This is a genomic window from Acinetobacter stercoris (assembly GCF_900323515.1).
GTDB lineage: Bacteria > Pseudomonadota > Gammaproteobacteria > Pseudomonadales > Moraxellaceae > Acinetobacter > Acinetobacter stercoris.
In genome coordinates this window covers 1-19,429 of the sequence record NZ_OOGT01000056.1, presented here as the reverse complement: position 1 = coordinate 19,429, position 19,429 = coordinate 1, and the positions used below count along the sequence as shown (strand labels likewise).

Here is a 19,429-nt window from a genome sequence, read left to right as displayed (position 1 = left end):
GAAATTGGCAGAGCAAGGAATCATGCAGTACAAGCCTGTTGGAACAAGGGACGAAAGCAGTGGAAAAGAGATATTGGTTATCATCAACGTTCACGAATAGAAGCCAAAATGTTTGCATTTAAACGGCTTGGACAAGGGGTGTCTAGCCGATGCTTTAATCGTCAGGTAGTCGACTTGCAAATCAGAGTCGATATTTTGAATAAATTTACTCAACTCGGTACAGCCCAAACAGTCGCTGTTGCATAAATATCGGGAAGATAGACTGACTCATCTTTATTTTTATTTATGCAACAAAGCCTTAATATTACTGAAACAAAAAATACACATAAGACCTGTAGTTTGTTTACGCGTAGGTTATTTTTCAACCATAAACATACTTGATATTTTTAAAATGATTTTAATTATTTAATTAAATCTATAGGAAAAAATATTAAATATCGCACCTTTCACTTGTTGGACTAAATTATGTTTTATAGGCGCAATACGTGTATTTGTATATGTTTATTATCTGTAATAATTATATTTCCAGTCTCAAAAGTATATGCTGAGGAAATGCAGGCTAATCCTCCTGATAATAAAGCGAATACAGATGGAGCAGGGTTTAATAAATTAGATATTTATGAATATTTGGTTAAGGGAAATACTGTATTAACAGAAGAAGACATTGAAGGGGCAATATATCCATATCTAGGTCAAGATAAATCTCCTGATGATGTGGATAATGCTCGTTCTGCTCTTGAAAAACTATATCAGGATAAAGGTTATAAAACAGTTCAGGTTTTAATCCCCAAACAGACTGTTAAAAATGGTGTGGTTAATCTACAAGTCATGGAGAGACGTGTTGGCCAATTATCTGTAAAAGGAGCCAAATATACCTCTGTTGACCGAATTAAAGAGCAGGCACCATCATTTGCTGAAGGTAATGTACCTAATTTCAATGAAGTTAATAAAGATTTAATAACATTAAATAAGAGTCCTGATCGTAGGGTGAGTCCAGCACTTAGTTCTGGATCAGCTCCAGACACGATAGATGTGGCGCTTGCCGTTGATGAAGATCTGCCTATACATGGTTCATTAGAACTCAATAATAGGCAAAGTGTTGGTACAACCGAGTTACGTACCTCTGCCAATGTTTCTTATAACAATCTTTGGCAACGTGGTCATACGATCAGTTTATCTTACCAAATCGCACCTCAAAACATTGATGACTCACAAGTGATTTACGGCTCATATCTTGCCCCAATCGAAGATACAAGATATAGCGTCCTGTTTAATGCAATTCATACGGATAGTAACGTTTCTACACTTGGTGGTATAGAAACTTTAGGGAAAGGCGACATCTTTGGAATAAGAGGAATCGCATCTTTAAGATCTACTGACACATTCAACGATAGTGTTGCATTTGGTATCGATCGAAAAGACTTTAAACAAAACATTGATTTAAAAGGTAATGTTGATAGAGCTCCTATCACCTATTATCCATTTTCTGTTACCTATACCGCAGCCTGGCGTAAACCTAAAAGTTTTACTCAAGGGGATTTGGGACTGGTTTTTGCATCGCGCCAACTGGGTGACGATCTGGAAAAACATGATTACAGCAGACCTTTCTCAAATGGACAACAGCTAGCCCTGCGGTTTGGACTCTCAAATACCTACGATTTTAAGAATGGTATCCAGCTTATTTCAAATATCAAGGGGCAGATCGCCGATAAACCGCTCTTAAGTTATGAGCAATTCAGTATCGGTGGTGTTGATACGGTTCGTGGCTATTACGAATCTGAGGTCGTTGGTGATTACGGGGTTGCAGGTGGCTTTGACTTGAGAAGCCCAACTATTTTTAAAAAATTAATAAAGGATAGTTTTGTCGACGACCTGAATGTTTACGGGTTTTTAAATGCAGGTTCGGTCCACACAAAAAAAGCAGCAAAAGATACCAAGAGTTCATCAACCATTTCTAGTACGGGTCTGGGGTTGAGTTTTCGTGTCTTTAAATATGTAGATGGAAATGTCGAATGGGCTTTGCCATTACAAGACGGATTAAACACTCGAGAGAACGATGATCGAGTGTTATTTCAAATTAAATCATCATTTTAGAAGGTTTTTAAATCATGTATTCATGTAGTGGAATTGCTCAAAAAAAGAGATCAATTTTTATTATTAGGCTGTTTATACTCGCATGTATTAGCACACTTGTTTCATCTTATGCCTCTGCATGGTGGAATTCTGAATGGGCATACCGTAAACCTTTGGTACTTGATACCAGTTCAATCAAAAATACGGGAGAGCTTGACAGTATTCCTGTATTGATTCGACTGCATGAAGGTGTTTTTCATTTCAAAGATGCGCATGCAAGTGGGGCAGATATCCGTTTTGTAAGTGGTGATGATAAAACACCACTAAAATATCATATAGAAAAATATGATACTGCTTCAAATCTGGCTTTCGTCTGGGTCAATGTACCAAAAGTAAAATTAAGTGATAAAACCAGTATCTGGATGTATTACGGTAATCCTAAAGCCGAAAAAGGCGATACGCCTTCTGCAACTTATGATGGAAATCAATCGCTTATTTATCATTTTGCCGAAATTGGAACTCCTGTTAGTGATAGTACCAGTTATGCCAATAAATCTACCTCAACTGTTGAAACCGATAGTGGGATTATTGGTAACAGTGCAGTATTTAAAGGAACAAATTCGGTTATTGTACCAGCATCACCTTCCTTGGCTTTAACTCCAGAATCAAAACTGACATGGTCAATATGGGTTAAACCTGCAACACAAGGTTCAACATCAGTCATTTATTCTCGCCGAGAAAATAATCAGGCTTTTATCGTGGGATTAAATCAAGGTGTACCTTATTTATCAATCAACAATACTGCTGGCGCTGCACAAACAGCACAATCAACAAGTTCATTAACAGGTGATTGGCATCATATTGCAGTGATCGCCGAGCCAAATAAAATTGATTTACTTGTTGATGGTCAGGTGGTTTCAAGTCTGGCAACTTCATTGCCAACATTGTCAGGTTTTGCTGTCTTGGGTGCTGATGCTGCTGCAGGCTCAACAATCGAACAGGCTGCAGGTACTGCCCAATCAGGCTTTGCTGGAAATCTGGATGAATTGTCTATTTCGAAACAGGCACGTAGTGTTGATTTCATCAAGGCACAAGTCCTGAACCAGAGTGTTAGTAATGGATTGGTTGCTTATGGAGAAGATGAACAAACCTCTACATGGAAAACAGGATTTCTTGGAATTATTCTAGGTGCCTTAACTGTTGATGGCTGGATCATTATAGCTGTGTTGGCGATCATGGCGATATTAAGCTGGATTGTCATGATCCGTAAGGGTAGAGCAGTACTTAATGTTTTAAAAGCCAACGAAGCATTTCAAAATTTATATTCGGAAGTGAATGGAGACTTTGCTCAACTTGAAAATACAATCAGTAATTCAGGTTCAAGCACCATACATGGACAACACATTGAAATCACAGAAAGCGAACGTGAACTTATTAAAAAGGCACCACTTTACCATATTTTCCATTTAGGTGAAAAAGAGCTTGCTTCGCGTCTAGCAGCAGATGAAGCACAGCATCAGGCAAATTTAAGTCCTCAATCCATAGAAGCCATTCGTGCAAAACTTGACTCCCAGCTTGCTAAAGAAAATCAGGAGTTAAATAAAAACCTTGTGCTTTTAACCATCGCGATTAGTGGTGGGCCGTTCTTGGGACTACTCGGAACAGTTGTTGGGGTCATGATCACATTTGCAGCAATTGCATCGTCAGGTGACGTCAATATCAATGCTATTGCGCCAGGTGTTGCAGGAGCCTTGGCAGCTACAGTTGCAGGGCTTCTGGTCGCAATACCTGCGTTATTTGGCTACAACTTTTTAATTACCCGTATCAAAGACGCAGTTTCTCAAATGTATAGCTTCCTGAATGTCATTGTGACACGTATGGCTGAAAGCTATGCAAATCCAAGCAGTTTATTGCCAAAAAAAGAGAGGGAGTAAGTCATGCAACTGAATGAAGATAAAGCTTATGACGATATTAACGTTACCCCGATGCTGGATTTGGCATACGTCCTTCTGATCGTTTTTATCATTATGACAACGGCGACAGTACAAGGGATTAAAGTCAATTTACCTAAAGCCAGTGATGCCCCAAGTTTAAGTAAACCTAAAACAGTTGCGATCACGATAACCGATAACGGCAAGATTTTTATAGATGCCATACCTGTGACACTGGACGAGTTAGAGACACGTTTGAAAGCATTACAAGCTGAAAACCCTGAATTTCCTGTCGTTGTTCGTGGAGATGGTGCAACCCAGTACGACAATGTTGTTGCTGTTTTAGCACTACTTGGAAAATTGAATATTACACAGTTGGGTCTTGTGACACAGCGTTTGGTGAAATAAGGGCGGAGCTACGCATAAGGCGAATGTCATGAAATTAGATATACGCAGTTTGTGGAAAAATAAGTGGCTACTGGTTGCTGTGGTTGTATTTGTTGTGATTGTTTGGCTGATTTATATGTGGTTGACATCAACATCATCAACAAAACGCAAAATTGTTCCTGAAGCAATTCAGGTACAGGTTTTGCCACCTCCGCCTCCACCACCTCCACCGCCTCCGCCAGAAGAGGAACCTCCTCCTGAAGAAATTCCACCAGAGGAGAAAGTGATCGAACAACCGAAAGAAGACTTGCCTCAGGATAAGCCAGATGATTCAAAACCTGATGAAAATCCATCCAATGAGCCTGAAGGTCCACTCTCTTTAGATGCCCAGGGTGAAGGAGCAGCTGATGGGTTCAATCTTGGTGGCAAACCAGGAGGTACGGGCAGTTTAGGTGGTGGCAGTGGCGGCGGTGAAGGGGGCGGGAATAATGGCTGGTATGTCGCATTATTACAAAACCATTTACGCAACGTTTTGCAGAAAGAACGCAAGTTATTGCGTGCTCAGTATCACCTTGGAGCACGAATCTGGTGGGATTCTAGCGGAAAAATGACACGTGTCGAACTTATTGGTTCAACTGGCAATCCTGATACAGATGAAATCTTGCAAGACACGATTTTAAAAGCACCCAGACCCAATGAAGTGCCACCAAACACATTACAGCAACCAGTTCGTATTGAGGTGAGATCATCATGATGTCATCCAGAATGAAATATAACAATTGATTGATCAGAAATTTACAAGATTTAGGTAGGAGTTCAGATGGACATCTTAAAAAATAAGCCAACACAATCAACACTAAGCTTATTGATTAAAAAATCATTATGCCAAACATTTTCTTTATTCATGCTGGCAATGCCATTTTCAGTACATGCGGCAGAAACAGAGGCAGAGGTTAATGCTGCTGATGCGCCATTACCTGTAGAAAAAGCTTCGCATGCATTGACCACACCAGAAAGAGAAGTAAGAGTTATTTATTTACCAGAAAGTGAACGTAAACGTATTCGTGAAGAAATAAAACAGGAAGTCCTGGCTACAGCAAAAAAAGAAAACTGGGCTCAACCTTCTGCTTTACCAGACTGGATCAACCGCATCAAGTTGTATGGGGATCTACGTGTTCGTGGTGAAGGCAATTTTTATGATAAGGGCAATTTTCCATACTACATCAACTACAATGCTATTAATACTGGTTCACCTTATGACACTACAGGTCAAAGTGGACTTCCATCCGTTATTAATACCACCAAAGACCGTGAACGTTTACGCTTAAGGGCACGACTTGGATTAACTGCTGATATTTCTGAAACATTAAAAGCAGATTTTCGTTTAACAACGGGTGGATTTACTAACCCAGTCAGTAGTAATGAGACCATGGGAAATAACTTCAACCGTTATAACCTCGGTCTGGATCGAGCATATTTAACTTATCAGCCTATAGAGAGTTTATCGATCTGGGCTGGTCGTATGGAGAACCCATGGTATAGCAGTGATCTGGTCTGGGATGATGACCTGGGTTTTGATGGGGTAGCAGCGAAATACCAGTTTGAGTTATCAGATTCGGTAAAACCCTTTATTACGGTTGGTGCTTTAAGTGTTCAAAATACTTCGGTCGATCTACCGACATACTCGGTAAGTAAACAATCCAGTCGTGACAAGTGGTTATTTGCAGGACAGATTGGAACGGACTGGAAAATCCAGGATGACATTAATGCCCGAGTAGGTCTAGCGTATTACCATTTTTATAATGTTGTTGGCAACCTGTCTAGTCCTTGTCCAGCTTATCAATCTAATGTTCCTTGTAGTACAGACAATACACGCCCAATGTTTATGCAACAGGGGAATACTCTTTTTGCACTTCGTCAACTGGATATATCAGGCAAACCAGAAGGACCACAATATCAATATTTTGGTCTGGCTACCCCTTATCAAGTACTCAATCTAAATACACAACTCGATTTTACAATGGGCGACGAGCAGCATCTGATTTTTAATGCGGATTATGTCAATAACGTAGGCTTTGATGAAGGCAGGATTCGTAAGGCCGGTCCTGTGACTAACTCAAGTAAAGGCTACTTTGATGGTGGAGATCAAGGCTATCAAATCAAAGCCTTATTTGGTCATCCAAAAGCAGTAGAAACAGGTCAATGGAATGTTAGCGCGGGTTATCGCTATTTAGAAAGTGATGCTGTACTCGATGCATTTACCGATAGTGATTTCCATATGGGTGGAACCAATGCCAAAGGTTTCTTTGTTGGTGGAAATTATTCATTTACACGTAATGCATGGTTAGGGCTGCGTTATTTAAGCGCGGACACAATCACAGGTGCACCTTATTCGGTTGATGTATTGCAACTCGATTTAAATGCACGCTTCTAAATAAATTTTAAACAGTAGCCTCCAATGATTTTGAAGTTAGATCATTAGAGGCTTCAACGATTAACTTTTTAACAAAACACAGTGTGTATGAGCAGATGCTTTTTCACTGATTCGCTATCTAATAATTTGAATAATTTAGATAAATGAGGACAACATGAAAATTAAAAAGCAACGTCACACTGCGTTGACGTTAGATAAGCCTAAAGCGGTATCACCTCTTTTAACGCAACGTTTTTCTGCACAAGGGGTATTACGCTATTTTATTCGCTTAAGTCATATTAGTTTAGGACTTTTTGTGATTTATCCGACATCAACGGTTTTTGCAGCACCGACATTTGGTTCTGCTGCATGGTTTAGTCAAGCAGGTGCGGCGGCTGCAAATCCAGCGAGAGCAGCGACTGCAGCAGCATCACGTCCGAATGTCATAGGTGCGGTAAACACCCCTCAACAGGCTGCGCAGCGTACTCAACGTACTATGGGGGATATGAGTCGAACTTTGCAAGCGATTGTTTCTGCACAACAAGCACAATCGGCTGCACACCAACTGAGTATTAATACTCCAAATAATATTCCAAATGGGCTTGGTTCAGGAGGGTTACAGGTTGCTGATGGTGTTGGTAAAGATGCAAGTTTATGGCAAAACGCCAAGTTACCGACTCAAGAAGTCAAAGATGATAAAACTCAAGTCAAGATTGAACAAACAGATCAAAAAGCCATTTTAAGCTGGAAACAGTTTAACGTTGGTACAGATACAGTGGTTCACTTCGATCAGAGTGCTGGTAAGCAGGTCAATGGGGCAAATGAATGGGTTGCACTTAACCGTATATATGATGCGAGTCCAAGTAAAATATTTGGTCAGATCAAGGCTGAAGGGAGTGTCTATTTACTCAATAATAGCGGTTTTATATTTGGTGGAAGCAGCAAGGTCAACACACATTCTTTTCTGGTGAGTTCGCTGGATTTATTAGACTCAAATATTAATAAAAGTAATGAACGGTTTTTAAAAGAAGGCTTACCCATAAGTCAGAGTACCACTCCATTGTTATTAAATGGTGCAACTTATGATAATCCTAATGATGTTCAAAATAGAGAATTACTCAGCGCACGTGGAGCCATTACGATTGAGAAAGGTGCTTCGATCAATACGGGTGAAAATGGTTTTAATTTAATAGCTGCACCAAAACTAACTAATGATGGAGTTGTTAATGCCACACGTGGTCAGATTATTCTTGCGGCAGGCACAGAGCTCTATAACGCTTCCAGAAACGATGGAAAAAATAATGAGATAAATGCCAGGCTAGGAGAAAATGGAGGGGCTTTAACAAATACAGGACTTGTTCAGAATAGCGAAGGAAATATCACATTACTGGGTAAAAATATTGCACAAGATGGTGTGGTCGGAACAACCACTGGGATTACACGAACAGGAAGTATTAATATTCTGGCTCAGGGAAATTCAGGTGGAGTGGTTTATCCTAATCGAACTGGGCGTCTTGATTTTGGTCAAGACTCCGTTACGACCATTTTACCTTCTAGTAATAATGAAACAACAACCTCTAGTGATGAAGCAACCAAATCAGTAAAACCAGCAGAACTTAATTTTAGTGCTGGTTCAGTATTGTTTAATTCAAATTCATTGGTGTTGGCGCCAAGTGCGAATCTCAATATTAACACTTATTTTAAGAAAGCAAACTCTACGACAAATGATACTGTTCAAAATCAAAGTGACATTACCCCAAATCTGGATATGGTCACTGGGCGTATCTGGTTAGCCCCGGAAGCAACTTTAAACGTCGCTGGCTTAGCCGATGTATCAGCTTCAGTTGCAGACACACTTATACAACTACCACGGATTGGTTTAAATGAGCTGGCAGACTCTCCACTGTTACGTGATAGCTTTTTATATACCAATACAGGGGTGACCGTAGATGGTGGTTTGAGTGGCACACGTGAAGATGGTCTAAACTGGCAAGGTAGCCCTATCTTAAATATCAAGGGTTATATCGAACAGATTCCACGTAATATTAAACAATTACAAATTAATGGTGGAACGGTAAATCTGGTTGGTAATGAGCTGATTACACAGAAAAACTCATTAATCAATATTGATGGCGGTTATATACATTATAAAGCGGGTAATGCTCCAGTAACAACCAAACTGCAAGGTGCAGACGGCGGTATATATGATATTGGGAGTGCTGATGCAAATTTTGACTATACAGGATTTGCTGGACAGCATATTGTTTCTCAGGAACGCTGGGGTACAAAACAAAGCTATATAGATCCTTTAGTTTCTGGGCAAGTTGCAACTTATCATCCTGCCTATATTGAGGGTGGTAATGCTGGAAATTTAAATCTATTTTTTACAAAAACTGCCTTTTTAGAAGGTGATATAAATGCTTATAGTTATGCAGGGCTTAAACAAATTTTAAGTTCCAATCAACCACATGGTGGCAAGCTAACTGTTAACGCCCCAAGTCTTGAATTACTTCAAAAGAATATTGATATAAGTATTAGTACTGGATTACCAATAACACCAAGTCTATTTTTGACATCTAATGAAAATATTAAAGATCTAATTTCAACCGCGCATGATTTTGTTCCAACAAAAGATCTATTTGCAGACACTAAATTTAATCTGCTCACGGAAAAATGGGAAGTACCGAGTGTATCTGAACCAGAAAATATATTAAATTCTAATTTTTGGACTCAATTGAGTACTGATAGCTTCAATAATACAGGTCTTTCTGTTCTGTCATTCAATGCTCCTGAAGGTAAAATATTTATTGATAAAAATACATCTTTAACCGTTCAGGCAGGTGGTCAAATTAATATTAAAGCTGGGCAAGTTTCTGTAGATGGGGAGTTAAATGCTGTTGCTGGAAAAATCAATATTAATACAGCTAAACCCATGGGACTTTATCCAAGTCGTATAGGTACGATATTTTACCCAACTGAAGCAGACAAAAAGAAAGTACCACAAAAAGCAGATCTGATCATTGGTGAAAATGCCACTTTAAATACACGAGGACAATGGGTGAATGATAATGGGTTGTCGATAGAGGAGTTGACAGGGAAGCAATATATTAATGGCGGTTCAATTAATTTAACTACACAAGCAAGCAGTAATGTATTTACAAACGATAATGGACAAGTTCAGGTATTAGATACAACAGGCTCCATTACTTTAAATAAAGGGAGTGTGCTTGATGTCTCTAGTGGCGGCTATATTACCCCCCAAGGACAGCTCTTAACAAAAGATAATGTAGCTCAGGGTAAAGCAGGTGATATTACATTAAAAGTTTATGATAAATGGTTTTCTATACCTCATACAGGTAATAACCCACCAGATAAACCAGATGTCTTACCGACTGAGGGCAAAATACAAATGGATGGTGCATTATACAGTTTTGGTTTTGCTGGAGGTGGCACATTAAATTTACAGGCTTTAGGTATTGAGATTAGTAACCAGAATCCAGAGGTGACTAATCATCATACAGAAATGAATAATTCACAAAAGTATAATAAATTATGGCTTCAACCTGAATTTTTCACGACCCAGGGTTTCAGTTCCTATAAACTTCAGTCTTTATATGACACTACTATAAAGTCAGATACGATAATAAAACCCGTACAACTCAGTTATATTCCAGATCTGAGTCGCCTATTACAAACAGAAACGGGTCAAGATCTGAAGATAAGCCAAAGTTCAGAAATAGGTCTGTTAGACAACTATCATCGCCCTGCAACTCATTTAAGCTTAGCAGCTGGATTACTGCATACTACAAATGCTCAATATAAAACAGCAGATGGCTCTGACCTTCGTACCTCACTGACCATGGAAAAGGGCAGTGAAATTATTGCAGATGCTGGAGCGCTTGTAACATTAGACTCCACTGATCAAATTGATATCGAAGGTAAAGTGCAGGCGCATGGTGGTCAGATTAAAATATTGGGTGATACTGCTGATTTAGGGTACCGTGACCAGACTGTGTTAAGTTACGGTAAAGGGTTTACAGCCTCAAATAAAGGTATTCGGTTGGGGGAAGAGAGTGTTCTGGATGTATCTGGAACAACGCTTTTAGACCCATTGGCTAAACCAGAAATAATCAATGATGTATTGACAACGCCTAAAACAGGTAAGGTTTTGGCTGGAGGTAGTGTCATTATTTCTAATGACACAGGCTATATCGCAGCAGCACCTGGAGCGAAGATCGATGTTTCTGGTACTTCAAATACCTTTGATATGGTTCAAAGCAATAATGGTTTTGAGCGTATACAACCAACTGATGTATGGAGTGATGCAGGAAGTATTACCATAGCTGCTGGCAAAGGTTTATATTTTGATGGTCGTTTGTCTGCGAAAGCTGGAAGTAATAATGCTCGGGGCGGCAGTTTAAATATCTCAGCACTTGATCCAGCAAATAGTAAGGGAATAGTACTAAGTCAAACGGGGAGTTTTACTAAAACTGCAGGTTTAAATGCGAGTGGTCAAACACCTGATGCACCTCAAGGTGTTTTGTATTTTGCTCTGGATACATTAAAAGGGACAGGCATAGATAATCTCAACATCAATACCGATCCAAACTATCAGAACATTTCCAATAGCGTAGTTCCCCTAAAGATAACAACGCCTGTTTATTTTCAGGGTAATATCGATCTTGATTTGAAAGGAAGTCTGGTTTTAACATCACCTCAATTGGTTGCGCTTGGTCATTCAGACAGACAAGATGGTCAGTTGACCAATCCAGAAGTAGTCAGTCCAGGATTTACCGATACCCATAATAGTCAGGTGAAATTAAATGCAGCATATATCAAGTTTAGAGGCACAAAAAATGAACCTATACTTGCTGCTCGGGGCAATAGTCAACTCACTGCCTCTGCTAACTTTATAGACCTGGAAGGAAATCTAAGTCTGGCTCATTTTAAAGAAGCGAACTTTAATAGCCAAGGGGATATTCGTTTATCACAGTTACAATTAGCGAATACTGTCCCTCAAGCAGGAAGTTTATATACCTCTGGAAATCTGAATTTCACTGCTGCCCAACTGTACCCAACTACTGCAAACAGTTTTGTTTTACTTGCAAATGCGAATCCAGACAGTACAGAACCAGCAGTTGATGAGCAAGGTAAAGTACTTGAGACTAAAATTACAATAAAAGGAAATGGTCATCAATCTCCACTGCCACTTTCAGCAGGAGGAAAGCTATTAGTTGATGCAAATTATATTGAACAGGCTGGCGTGTTGCGTGCTCCAGCAGGTCAACTTATCTTGGGTGTTAATGACCCGAATAATGCATCAACTAAAGCTGAGTTTTCAAATCTGCCATTAACCAAGACACTTAAACTAGATGTCCGTCCTGAGAGTATAAGCTCTGTTTCCCTTGGTGGAAAAGATATGACCATTCCTTATGGCCAGACTGAAGATGGTAAAGCATGGCAATACTTCAATGGCATAGAAATGGTCAATGTACCAGCGCCGCCAGAAAAGAAAATATCATTCAGTGCTGATCAGGTAAGCTTACAAGATGGAGCTTTAGTTGATCTGTCTGGTGGTGGCCATTTACAAGCCATAGAATGGATACCTGGAACTGGGGGCACAAGGGATCTACTGAGCCAAAACAATATTACTTATGTCAATGGCGCAGATGGCAAGAAGATAGCGCAAAATTCACCACTTTATCCTGATCAACGTGGTGTGTACGCGATTATTCCAGGTTATTTATCACCGATCGCTGCATATGACCCTTATTTTGCCCAAGGTCAGGCCCCTATTGGTATAGGGCAGCAGGTTTATCTGACAGGAACCAAAGATTTTGCTGAGGGCTATTACACCTTGCTTCCAGCAAAATATGCAACTTTACCAGGTGCATATCGTATTGTTGCACAACCTGAACGTGGTAGTTTAGCGAGTCAAAATGTAACCAGACCTGATGGAACTCAACTTATTTCAGGATATTGGGCAGATGGTTTGACTGGTGCACGGGATGCGATCAGTACAAGATTCGAAGTGCAGGCTCGTCCAGTGTGGGGACAATACTCTGAATATACTACAACTACCGCAGACTCTTTCTTCTTAAACCAAGCTCAACGGGCTGGTCAGCCCGCACCTCAACTGATGCGTGATGCAGGGCAACTGGTATTAGCTGCGACAAAAACTTTGGATCTAGGTGCAAAACTCAAAACTGCTGCAGATGAAAAAGGTGTGAAAGCACAAGTTGATATTGCCTCCGAAGCTATCCAGGTCATAGGGAATGATAATAGTAACACGCTAAAAGATCATTTACAGATTAAAGCCAAAGATTTAAATGAATTAGATGCAGGTAGTTTGATGCTAGGCGGTACGCGTCGTCAAGTTACTGAAGGCACACAGGTAAACACTTTAGCAACGAGTGTTGTTGTGAGTAACGATAAAAATTCAGCACTGGAAGCTCCAGAAATTATATTGGTGAGTAAACCTGATGCAAATCCTTCGACCAATACCGCTGGGATAAAAATAGATCAGGGTAGTGTGATCCATGCAAAAGGCGAGCTTGCTGCAAGTAGTGTAAAACCGTTAATTTTTGGTGAAAAAGCCACAGAAAACACAACCGGTTTGAGTGGCGATGGTTCTATGTTACGCCTATCAAATGCAGGACATGCTGTTATTAATCGCCATAACTTACCTCAGGATGATTTGGGGCAAAGTACAGCACAAGGTTCAATTCGTATTGATAAGGGTGCAATACTGAATGGTGGCAAGTCCCTTACTGTAGACACGACACATACATCTCTGGTTGATGGAACAGCAGAACTTAGTGCAGCGAGTATTGCTTTAAACAGTGGCAAAATTGCAATTACGGATGATTTATCCCTAGGTCAAAACTATGACGGATTACTCATTGGGCCTAGTAGCCTAGATAAATTTGCAAAGTCGGAGCAACTCATTTTGAGTAGCTACAGCAGTATGGACTTTTTGGGTAATGTCAATTTAAACCTGAATAAATCACTGAACTTAAGTGCAGGGAGATTTAGTGGTACAGGTGGAACTGTAAATGTCAATGCAGATCATCTAACATTGGAAAATACATTAAATGCAACTCATGTAGAAAATTTAAGCACTGAATCAAATAATGCAGGTATTCACTTTAATGCTCGTCAGATCACTTTTGGTCAAGGCGATAAAAAAACTGCCGGTTTTAGTAATGCAACAGTTACCGCTAAAGACTTGGTAGATGTTTCTGGCAAAGGAAAATTTGATTTTGATGGGGCAACAGTTGCTATAAATACGCCAGTCTTAATCGCAAATCAGGGAGCTGACAACAGCATAGAAACCACAGGGACTTTGACTTTACAGACAAACGGCGAAATCAATAAAGATGTTGATGCTATACGACCATTGGGAGGTAAAGTGAATCTTATTGGTAGCAACATTGATAGTAACCTGAAAATACGTGCTAATAGTGGGCAAATTAATCTGACTGCTACACAACAGGATCTTAAACTCCAGACTGGAAGTTTGCTTGATGTTTCAGGTACTGCCAAGAAATTCTTTGATATTAACGCTTACGCACCAGCAGGTACGATTAGCCTAGTTTCAGATAAAGGTCATCTACAATTAGACTCTGGTGCAACGATAGATATTTCTGCAAATAAAGACGGCGGTAATGCTGGTGTACTTACGACCAAAGCCGGTAAAAGTATTAGTTTAGCAGGAACATTAAAAGGTGATGCTGCGAAAGGTAAAGGTGGCTCATTAAACATGGATAGTGGAAACGTAGTCGATCTAAATACACTTTCGCAACAATTGGCAAATAGTGGTATTAACCAGGCGATCTCTGTAACCAGCCATCAAGGTAATTTAAATCTATCAAAAGACCAAAAAATAACAGCACGCGAGATAACCTTAACGGCTGATGGTGGTCATGGTAATAGTGCAAATGCTCTGGAATCAAATCATGGCAATGTCATCATAGATGGTGTGATAGATGCAAGTACTCAAACAACAGGACAAGCAGGTGGAAAAATCACACTCAGTGGCAAAAGTGGTGTTGCTGTAGACGGACAACTTCTTGCATCTACAACAGATAAAAATCAACGTGGTGGTACAGTTACCCTGAATACAACGGGCAAAACTGACGGTACGTTAAATGCAGATTATGGTTATCAAAATGTTAATGTTGCGGATTCAGGAAAAATTACACTTGGATCACAAGCAGTCATAGACGTGTCAGGTGGTACAGATCGGGGGCTATCAGGTGGAACAGTAAATATGCGTGCGCCATTGCTCAGTGATGGTGATGTACGTATAGATATTGCGCCAGATGCTCAAATTAAAGGTGCACGTGATGTTGGTATCAATGCCTATGCGGTCTGGAGCACGACGGATAATAGTAGCAACCCAAATCAGCACTTTGATGGCATTGTTGACCCTGCTGGCTGGTATGACAAAAACGGGAAATTACTCTCAGGTAATTTTATTGATAGTAGTGGTGAAGTCAAAGCAACGAGTGCAGGACTGAGTGATGAACAAATAGATGAGTACCTCGCCAAATATACATTTGTTCCAGATCAGACAAATAAACAACACCAAAGTTTTTACGGTTACATTGATGGTGACAGTGAAAAAGCTGTCGCTGGTACATTGATGAGTTTTGTACAAAAGCCAAAATTTAGTTTTGAATCACGTTTTGACAAAATCAATAACTTCCACGCACGCCCTGAAATAGAATTAATCAACCCTGCTGCAAATATTAATAATGGCGATATTTCAGTTGTTACGCCGTGGAATTTAGCTGCTGGTAAGTTAGAAGGCAATCTGGTCAAACTGGACTATCGTTATAAAGATCAGGCACCAATGCTTAGTCTACGTGCTGAAAAAGATGTCAACATAAATGCCAGTATTTCTGATGGTTTCTTCCAGTTTACAAATCCACTAGGTGGTAAAGGTTTTTCTGAGTCAACATTTGAGCAAGCAAATAGCAATATAAATACGACTAAAAATACTATTTCCTCGGAGGAAATAGTGAATATGTTCGGTTTAACGTTTGATTTTAGTAGCATTATGGCGCCTGAAACTGTTTTTACATCCGAAGATCCATCTTTGGTTGCGCAGTATTATGGTGCCTATGAGGAATACTTAAAGACTTTAAGTTCTCCTAATATCTTAATTGGTATATACGGCATGAAGGTTTCACCGTATGCGTTTGTAGAAGGTTTGCCTCAACTGGTGTCTACAATTGGTTCATCAGCTGCTCCAGCTATACCTAAAACACTAGGTGAGTACCCAGCATATTTAGCAAACTGGCAGAAATATATTCAAACGATAAGTGATGGATTTGATGGGAATTCGTTGCCATCAATTGAAAAATTAGCACCTCCTCCAACGATATTAACAGCATCTGGCGGCTCTACTGATAATTCACCATCACCTATACAAGTTTCAATGCCGTTATCAAACTTGTTAGGGGGACAAAGTAGTTCATATCGTTTTATCGCAGGTTCTGATTTTATCAGCAGTAATCCAGAACTTTTAAATCCGAATACAGAGCAGGGAAGCATCAATATTGATGGTTATACAGTCTATGAACATAGTGAAATTGACCGTAAACAATATTTACCTACGATGTTACGCACAGGTATAGGGAGTATAGATTTAATTGCAGCACAGGATTTGAAACTCCAGAACGCGTTTGCTCCTGGGGTGATTTATACAGCTGGTCAGCCAAGTGTTGGTAGTAAATCTATACAAACATCTAAAATTGAAAACCTCCATGATCCTTTAAATAAACTTCAACAAGGTATATTTGTAACCGGAAGTGTTAATCCTGATGCTGCTGGTGATATTAACATTCATGTCGGTCATGATATTATTTCGAATGAACATCATATAGATGTTGATGGCAAAATTACAGGTATAGCAGGTTCATCACTAACTCAACACTGGTGGCAATGGATGCAAACAGGTAATCCATTCATCGTGAGAAATGCCAATGTAGCTGAAAATAGTTCTATTAACTTTGGGAATTTTTCTCAAGGTATCATGAGTGTTGGTGGAAATATTTCTGTTGAAGCGGGAAGAGATATCAAAGAGCTGTCTGTATCCCTGCCCACAACATGGTTTTTCGATAATGCAGATCGTAGCAGCTATACCACAGTTGGTGGTGGCAGTCTGAATCTGAATGCGGGAAGAGATATTTTAAGTGGACAATATTTTATTTCAAAAGGTGAAGGAAATATATTTGCAGGTGGAAGTGTTTCAACCAGTGATCAACTTTTAGGAACGCATAAAACTGCAACCCTTTTGGCATTACAAGATGCGACTTTGAATGTATCGGCACTCCAAGATTTAAATATTGGTCATATTTATAACCCTTCTTATTTATTTTCTTTTGGCTATGATAGCGCTAAAACACCATTCTCAAATTTTTCAGCTATCGATATGCAACCTTATAGCACAAAATCAACAGTTAATTTATCAACGCTAGCTGGAAATATAAACTTTAATACAGTTGCAGATACAGGTTCGCTATACGGTTCGACCCTAAAAACCGAATCTGGTGATAACATATTACCTGCAACGTTAAACATGACAGCTTTAAATGGTGGAATTCAAATAGAAGGAGGGGGAACTCTGTTTCCTGCCGCCAAAGGTACGATAAATCTCATCGCAGAAAACTCCATCAATATGACTGTATCAAATCTAGCCAGCAATCGGCTAGGTTTAAGTGATTTTGTTGCGGATAGCACAGGAGTAGAGGCTATTCCCACGCCGATTAATCAGTATTTACTGGCGACTAAAGGATATCCAATACAACGATTCCCTGCTAGTTCGACAGCTGCAAATAATGGTTCCACATTGCATGCAGAAGATAAAAATCCGCTGCGAATTTATAGTTTAAGTGGCAGTGTAATTAATGGAAAACCATTTGGGGATACTGGAACATGGTATGCTCAGATGGATCTACTTAGCCCTAAACTAGCACAAATTTATGCTGGTTCGGATATCGTAAATTTACTATTTCATGGTCAAAATCTGCATAGTGCAGATAGCACTCGCATTGTGGCTGGTCATGATATCGTCAATATGCCATTGACCAATTATAGGGATTCTGGTGATTTTGTACAAATACCTGCCATTGTTTTGGGTGGAAGTGGTACTTTAGACGTCAGTGCAGGGCGTGATATAGGGGCATTGGCTAATCCTGTATCTGCATTAAAACAAGGCGTATTAGCTAGTAAAATTAATACTGCAGATTTTGGAATTATGACTACAGGGAATCGGGATAATCGCGCTCTACCTGTGGATGGTGCAAATCTGAATATTAAATTTGGTGTTGCGCCAGGCATTCAAACTCAGGAATTTATTCAGCGCTATATTGCACCTACAGCAACCAATACTGGGCTTCCAGGCTTTAGCGATGACTTGGTCAAATATATGCAGGACTATAAGCTTGGGCAAAAACTGAATACTGGTTTAGTGCGTGATCGTATCACTGAGCCAATGACTCAAGAACAGGCATGGACAGAGTTTCAAAAGTTAAGCCTAGATAAACAACAAATTTTTGTTGATCAGGTCTTTAATAAAATCCTGGCGATCACTGCCAAAGACTATAATGATCCAGCTAGTCCAAACTTCCAGAAATATGCACGTGGATACGAGGCGATTAATACTCTATATCCAGCAGAGCTTGGCTATACTAAAAATAACCTTTCAGGTGGTGCTCTAGGAGCAACGGAAACGATCAATACGGGCAATCTGGATATGCGTAATACTACCTTGCAAACCCAGCAAGGTGGAAATATTAGCATCTCTGCTCCAGGTGGTGAATTGCTGATTGGTAGTAGTTCAGCGCCTCCAGCGGATAAACCAAGTTCTTCGGGGATCATTGCCGCACGTGAAGGGGATGTAAATATATTCTCTGACAGAAGTGTTCTACTCGCTCAAAGCCGTATATTTGCTTTACAGGGTGGGGATATGATGATCTGGAGTTCAAATGGTGACATCAATGCGGGTAAAGGTGCAAAAACGACGAGTGAACTAGCACAAGTCAGCTATATGTGTAGTCTTTATTACTATTGTCAGTTAGATGCGATCAATCAAGTCTCTGGTGCTGGTATCGCTGCGATGCAAACCATACCAGATGCTGAATCTGGTGATACTTATCTGGTTGCACCAAGAGGAACTGTAGATGCTGGTGATGCAGGTATACGTGTTTCGGGTAATATTTATGTTGCAGCGCAGCAAGTCGCAAATGCAGATAATATCCAGGTGCAAGGAGAAAGTGTGGGTGTTCCTGTTGCGGCTCAAGTAGATACTGGAGCATTAGCAGCAGCGAGTAATGCGGCGGCGGCAGCTGCACAGCAGAGTACAGCCATGAATAATGCTGCAAATAATAAAGCAGATACCATGATTAGTGTCGAAATCGTTGGCTTTGGAGGGCCCAAAGCCAACGACTGTCCAGTAGATGAGACTGGAAAACCACAATGTCGTAATAAAACTGGGCAAGGACATTAAGATCTTTGTTGAGTTCATCATTTTGAAGATTAGTCATATTCTCCATATCAGTTAAACATAAGTTAGCACTGAGTGAATTCACTCAGTGCTAACTTAATCGCTCGGTGT

The 19,429-nt window shown here is 40.0% G+C and carries 6 protein-coding genes and 1 pseudogene; all 7 read left to right on the top strand.

The genetic code is table 11. The features are described from left to right. Nucleotides 1-246, top strand: a pseudogene (locus tag KPC_RS07985) (IS5/IS1182 family transposase); the annotation flags it as partial. A gap of 306 nt (nucleotides 247-552) precedes the next feature. Beyond that, entirely contained in the window at nucleotides 553-2,094 is a 1,542-nt protein-coding gene (locus KPC_RS07980) for a ShlB/FhaC/HecB family hemolysin secretion/activation protein (RefSeq protein WP_171334441.1), read from the top strand. A 14-nt stretch (nucleotides 2,095-2,108) separates the two neighbouring features. After that, nucleotides 2,109-4,007: a DUF2341 domain-containing protein gene (locus tag KPC_RS07975; RefSeq protein ID WP_121973856.1), complete on the top strand. Its 1,899-nt coding sequence runs from the start codon at nucleotides 2,109-2,111 to the stop codon at nucleotides 4,005-4,007. 3 nt (nucleotides 4,008-4,010) lie between these two features. Beyond that, the gene (locus tag KPC_RS07970; protein WP_121973855.1) at nucleotides 4,011-4,412 is read left to right on the top strand and encodes an ExbD/TolR family protein; all 402 of its coding nucleotides are present in this window, start codon (nucleotides 4,011-4,013) and stop codon (nucleotides 4,410-4,412) included. Nucleotides 4,413-4,440: 28 nt separating this feature from the next. Further along, complete coding sequence (locus KPC_RS07965) at nucleotides 4,441-5,145, top strand: energy transducer TonB family protein (protein WP_121973854.1); 705 nt, start codon at nucleotides 4,441-4,443, stop codon at nucleotides 5,143-5,145. Between the two features lie 66 nt (nucleotides 5,146-5,211). Beyond that, on the top strand, nucleotides 5,212-6,825 hold the full coding sequence (locus tag KPC_RS07960) for a putative porin (RefSeq protein ID WP_121973853.1): 1,614 nt from the start codon (nucleotides 5,212-5,214) through the stop codon (nucleotides 6,823-6,825). 154 nt (nucleotides 6,826-6,979) lie between these two features. Beyond that, nucleotides 6,980-19,321, top strand: coding sequence for a filamentous haemagglutinin family protein (locus KPC_RS07955; RefSeq protein WP_121973852.1), 12,342 nt, complete (start codon nucleotides 6,980-6,982; stop codon nucleotides 19,319-19,321). Nucleotides 19,322-19,429: the final 108 nt, after the last annotated feature.

Bases quoted from the DNA above. Each gene is read 5' to 3' on its own strand.
- KPC_RS07980 (WP_171334441.1), top strand. From the start codon at position 553: ATGCAGGCTAATCCTCCTGATAATAAAGCGAATACAGATGGAGCAGGG.
- KPC_RS07975 (WP_121973856.1), top strand. From the start codon at position 2,109: ATGTATTCATGTAGTGGAATTGCTCAAAAAAAGAGATCAATTTTTATT.
- KPC_RS07970 (WP_121973855.1), top strand. From the start codon at position 4,011: ATGCAACTGAATGAAGATAAAGCTTATGACGATATTAACGTTACCCCG.
- KPC_RS07965 (WP_121973854.1), top strand. From the start codon at position 4,441: ATGAAATTAGATATACGCAGTTTGTGGAAAAATAAGTGGCTACTGGTT.
- KPC_RS07960 (WP_121973853.1), top strand. From the start codon at position 5,212: ATGGACATCTTAAAAAATAAGCCAACACAATCAACACTAAGCTTATTG.
- KPC_RS07955 (WP_121973852.1), top strand. From the start codon at position 6,980: ATGAAAATTAAAAAGCAACGTCACACTGCGTTGACGTTAGATAAGCCT.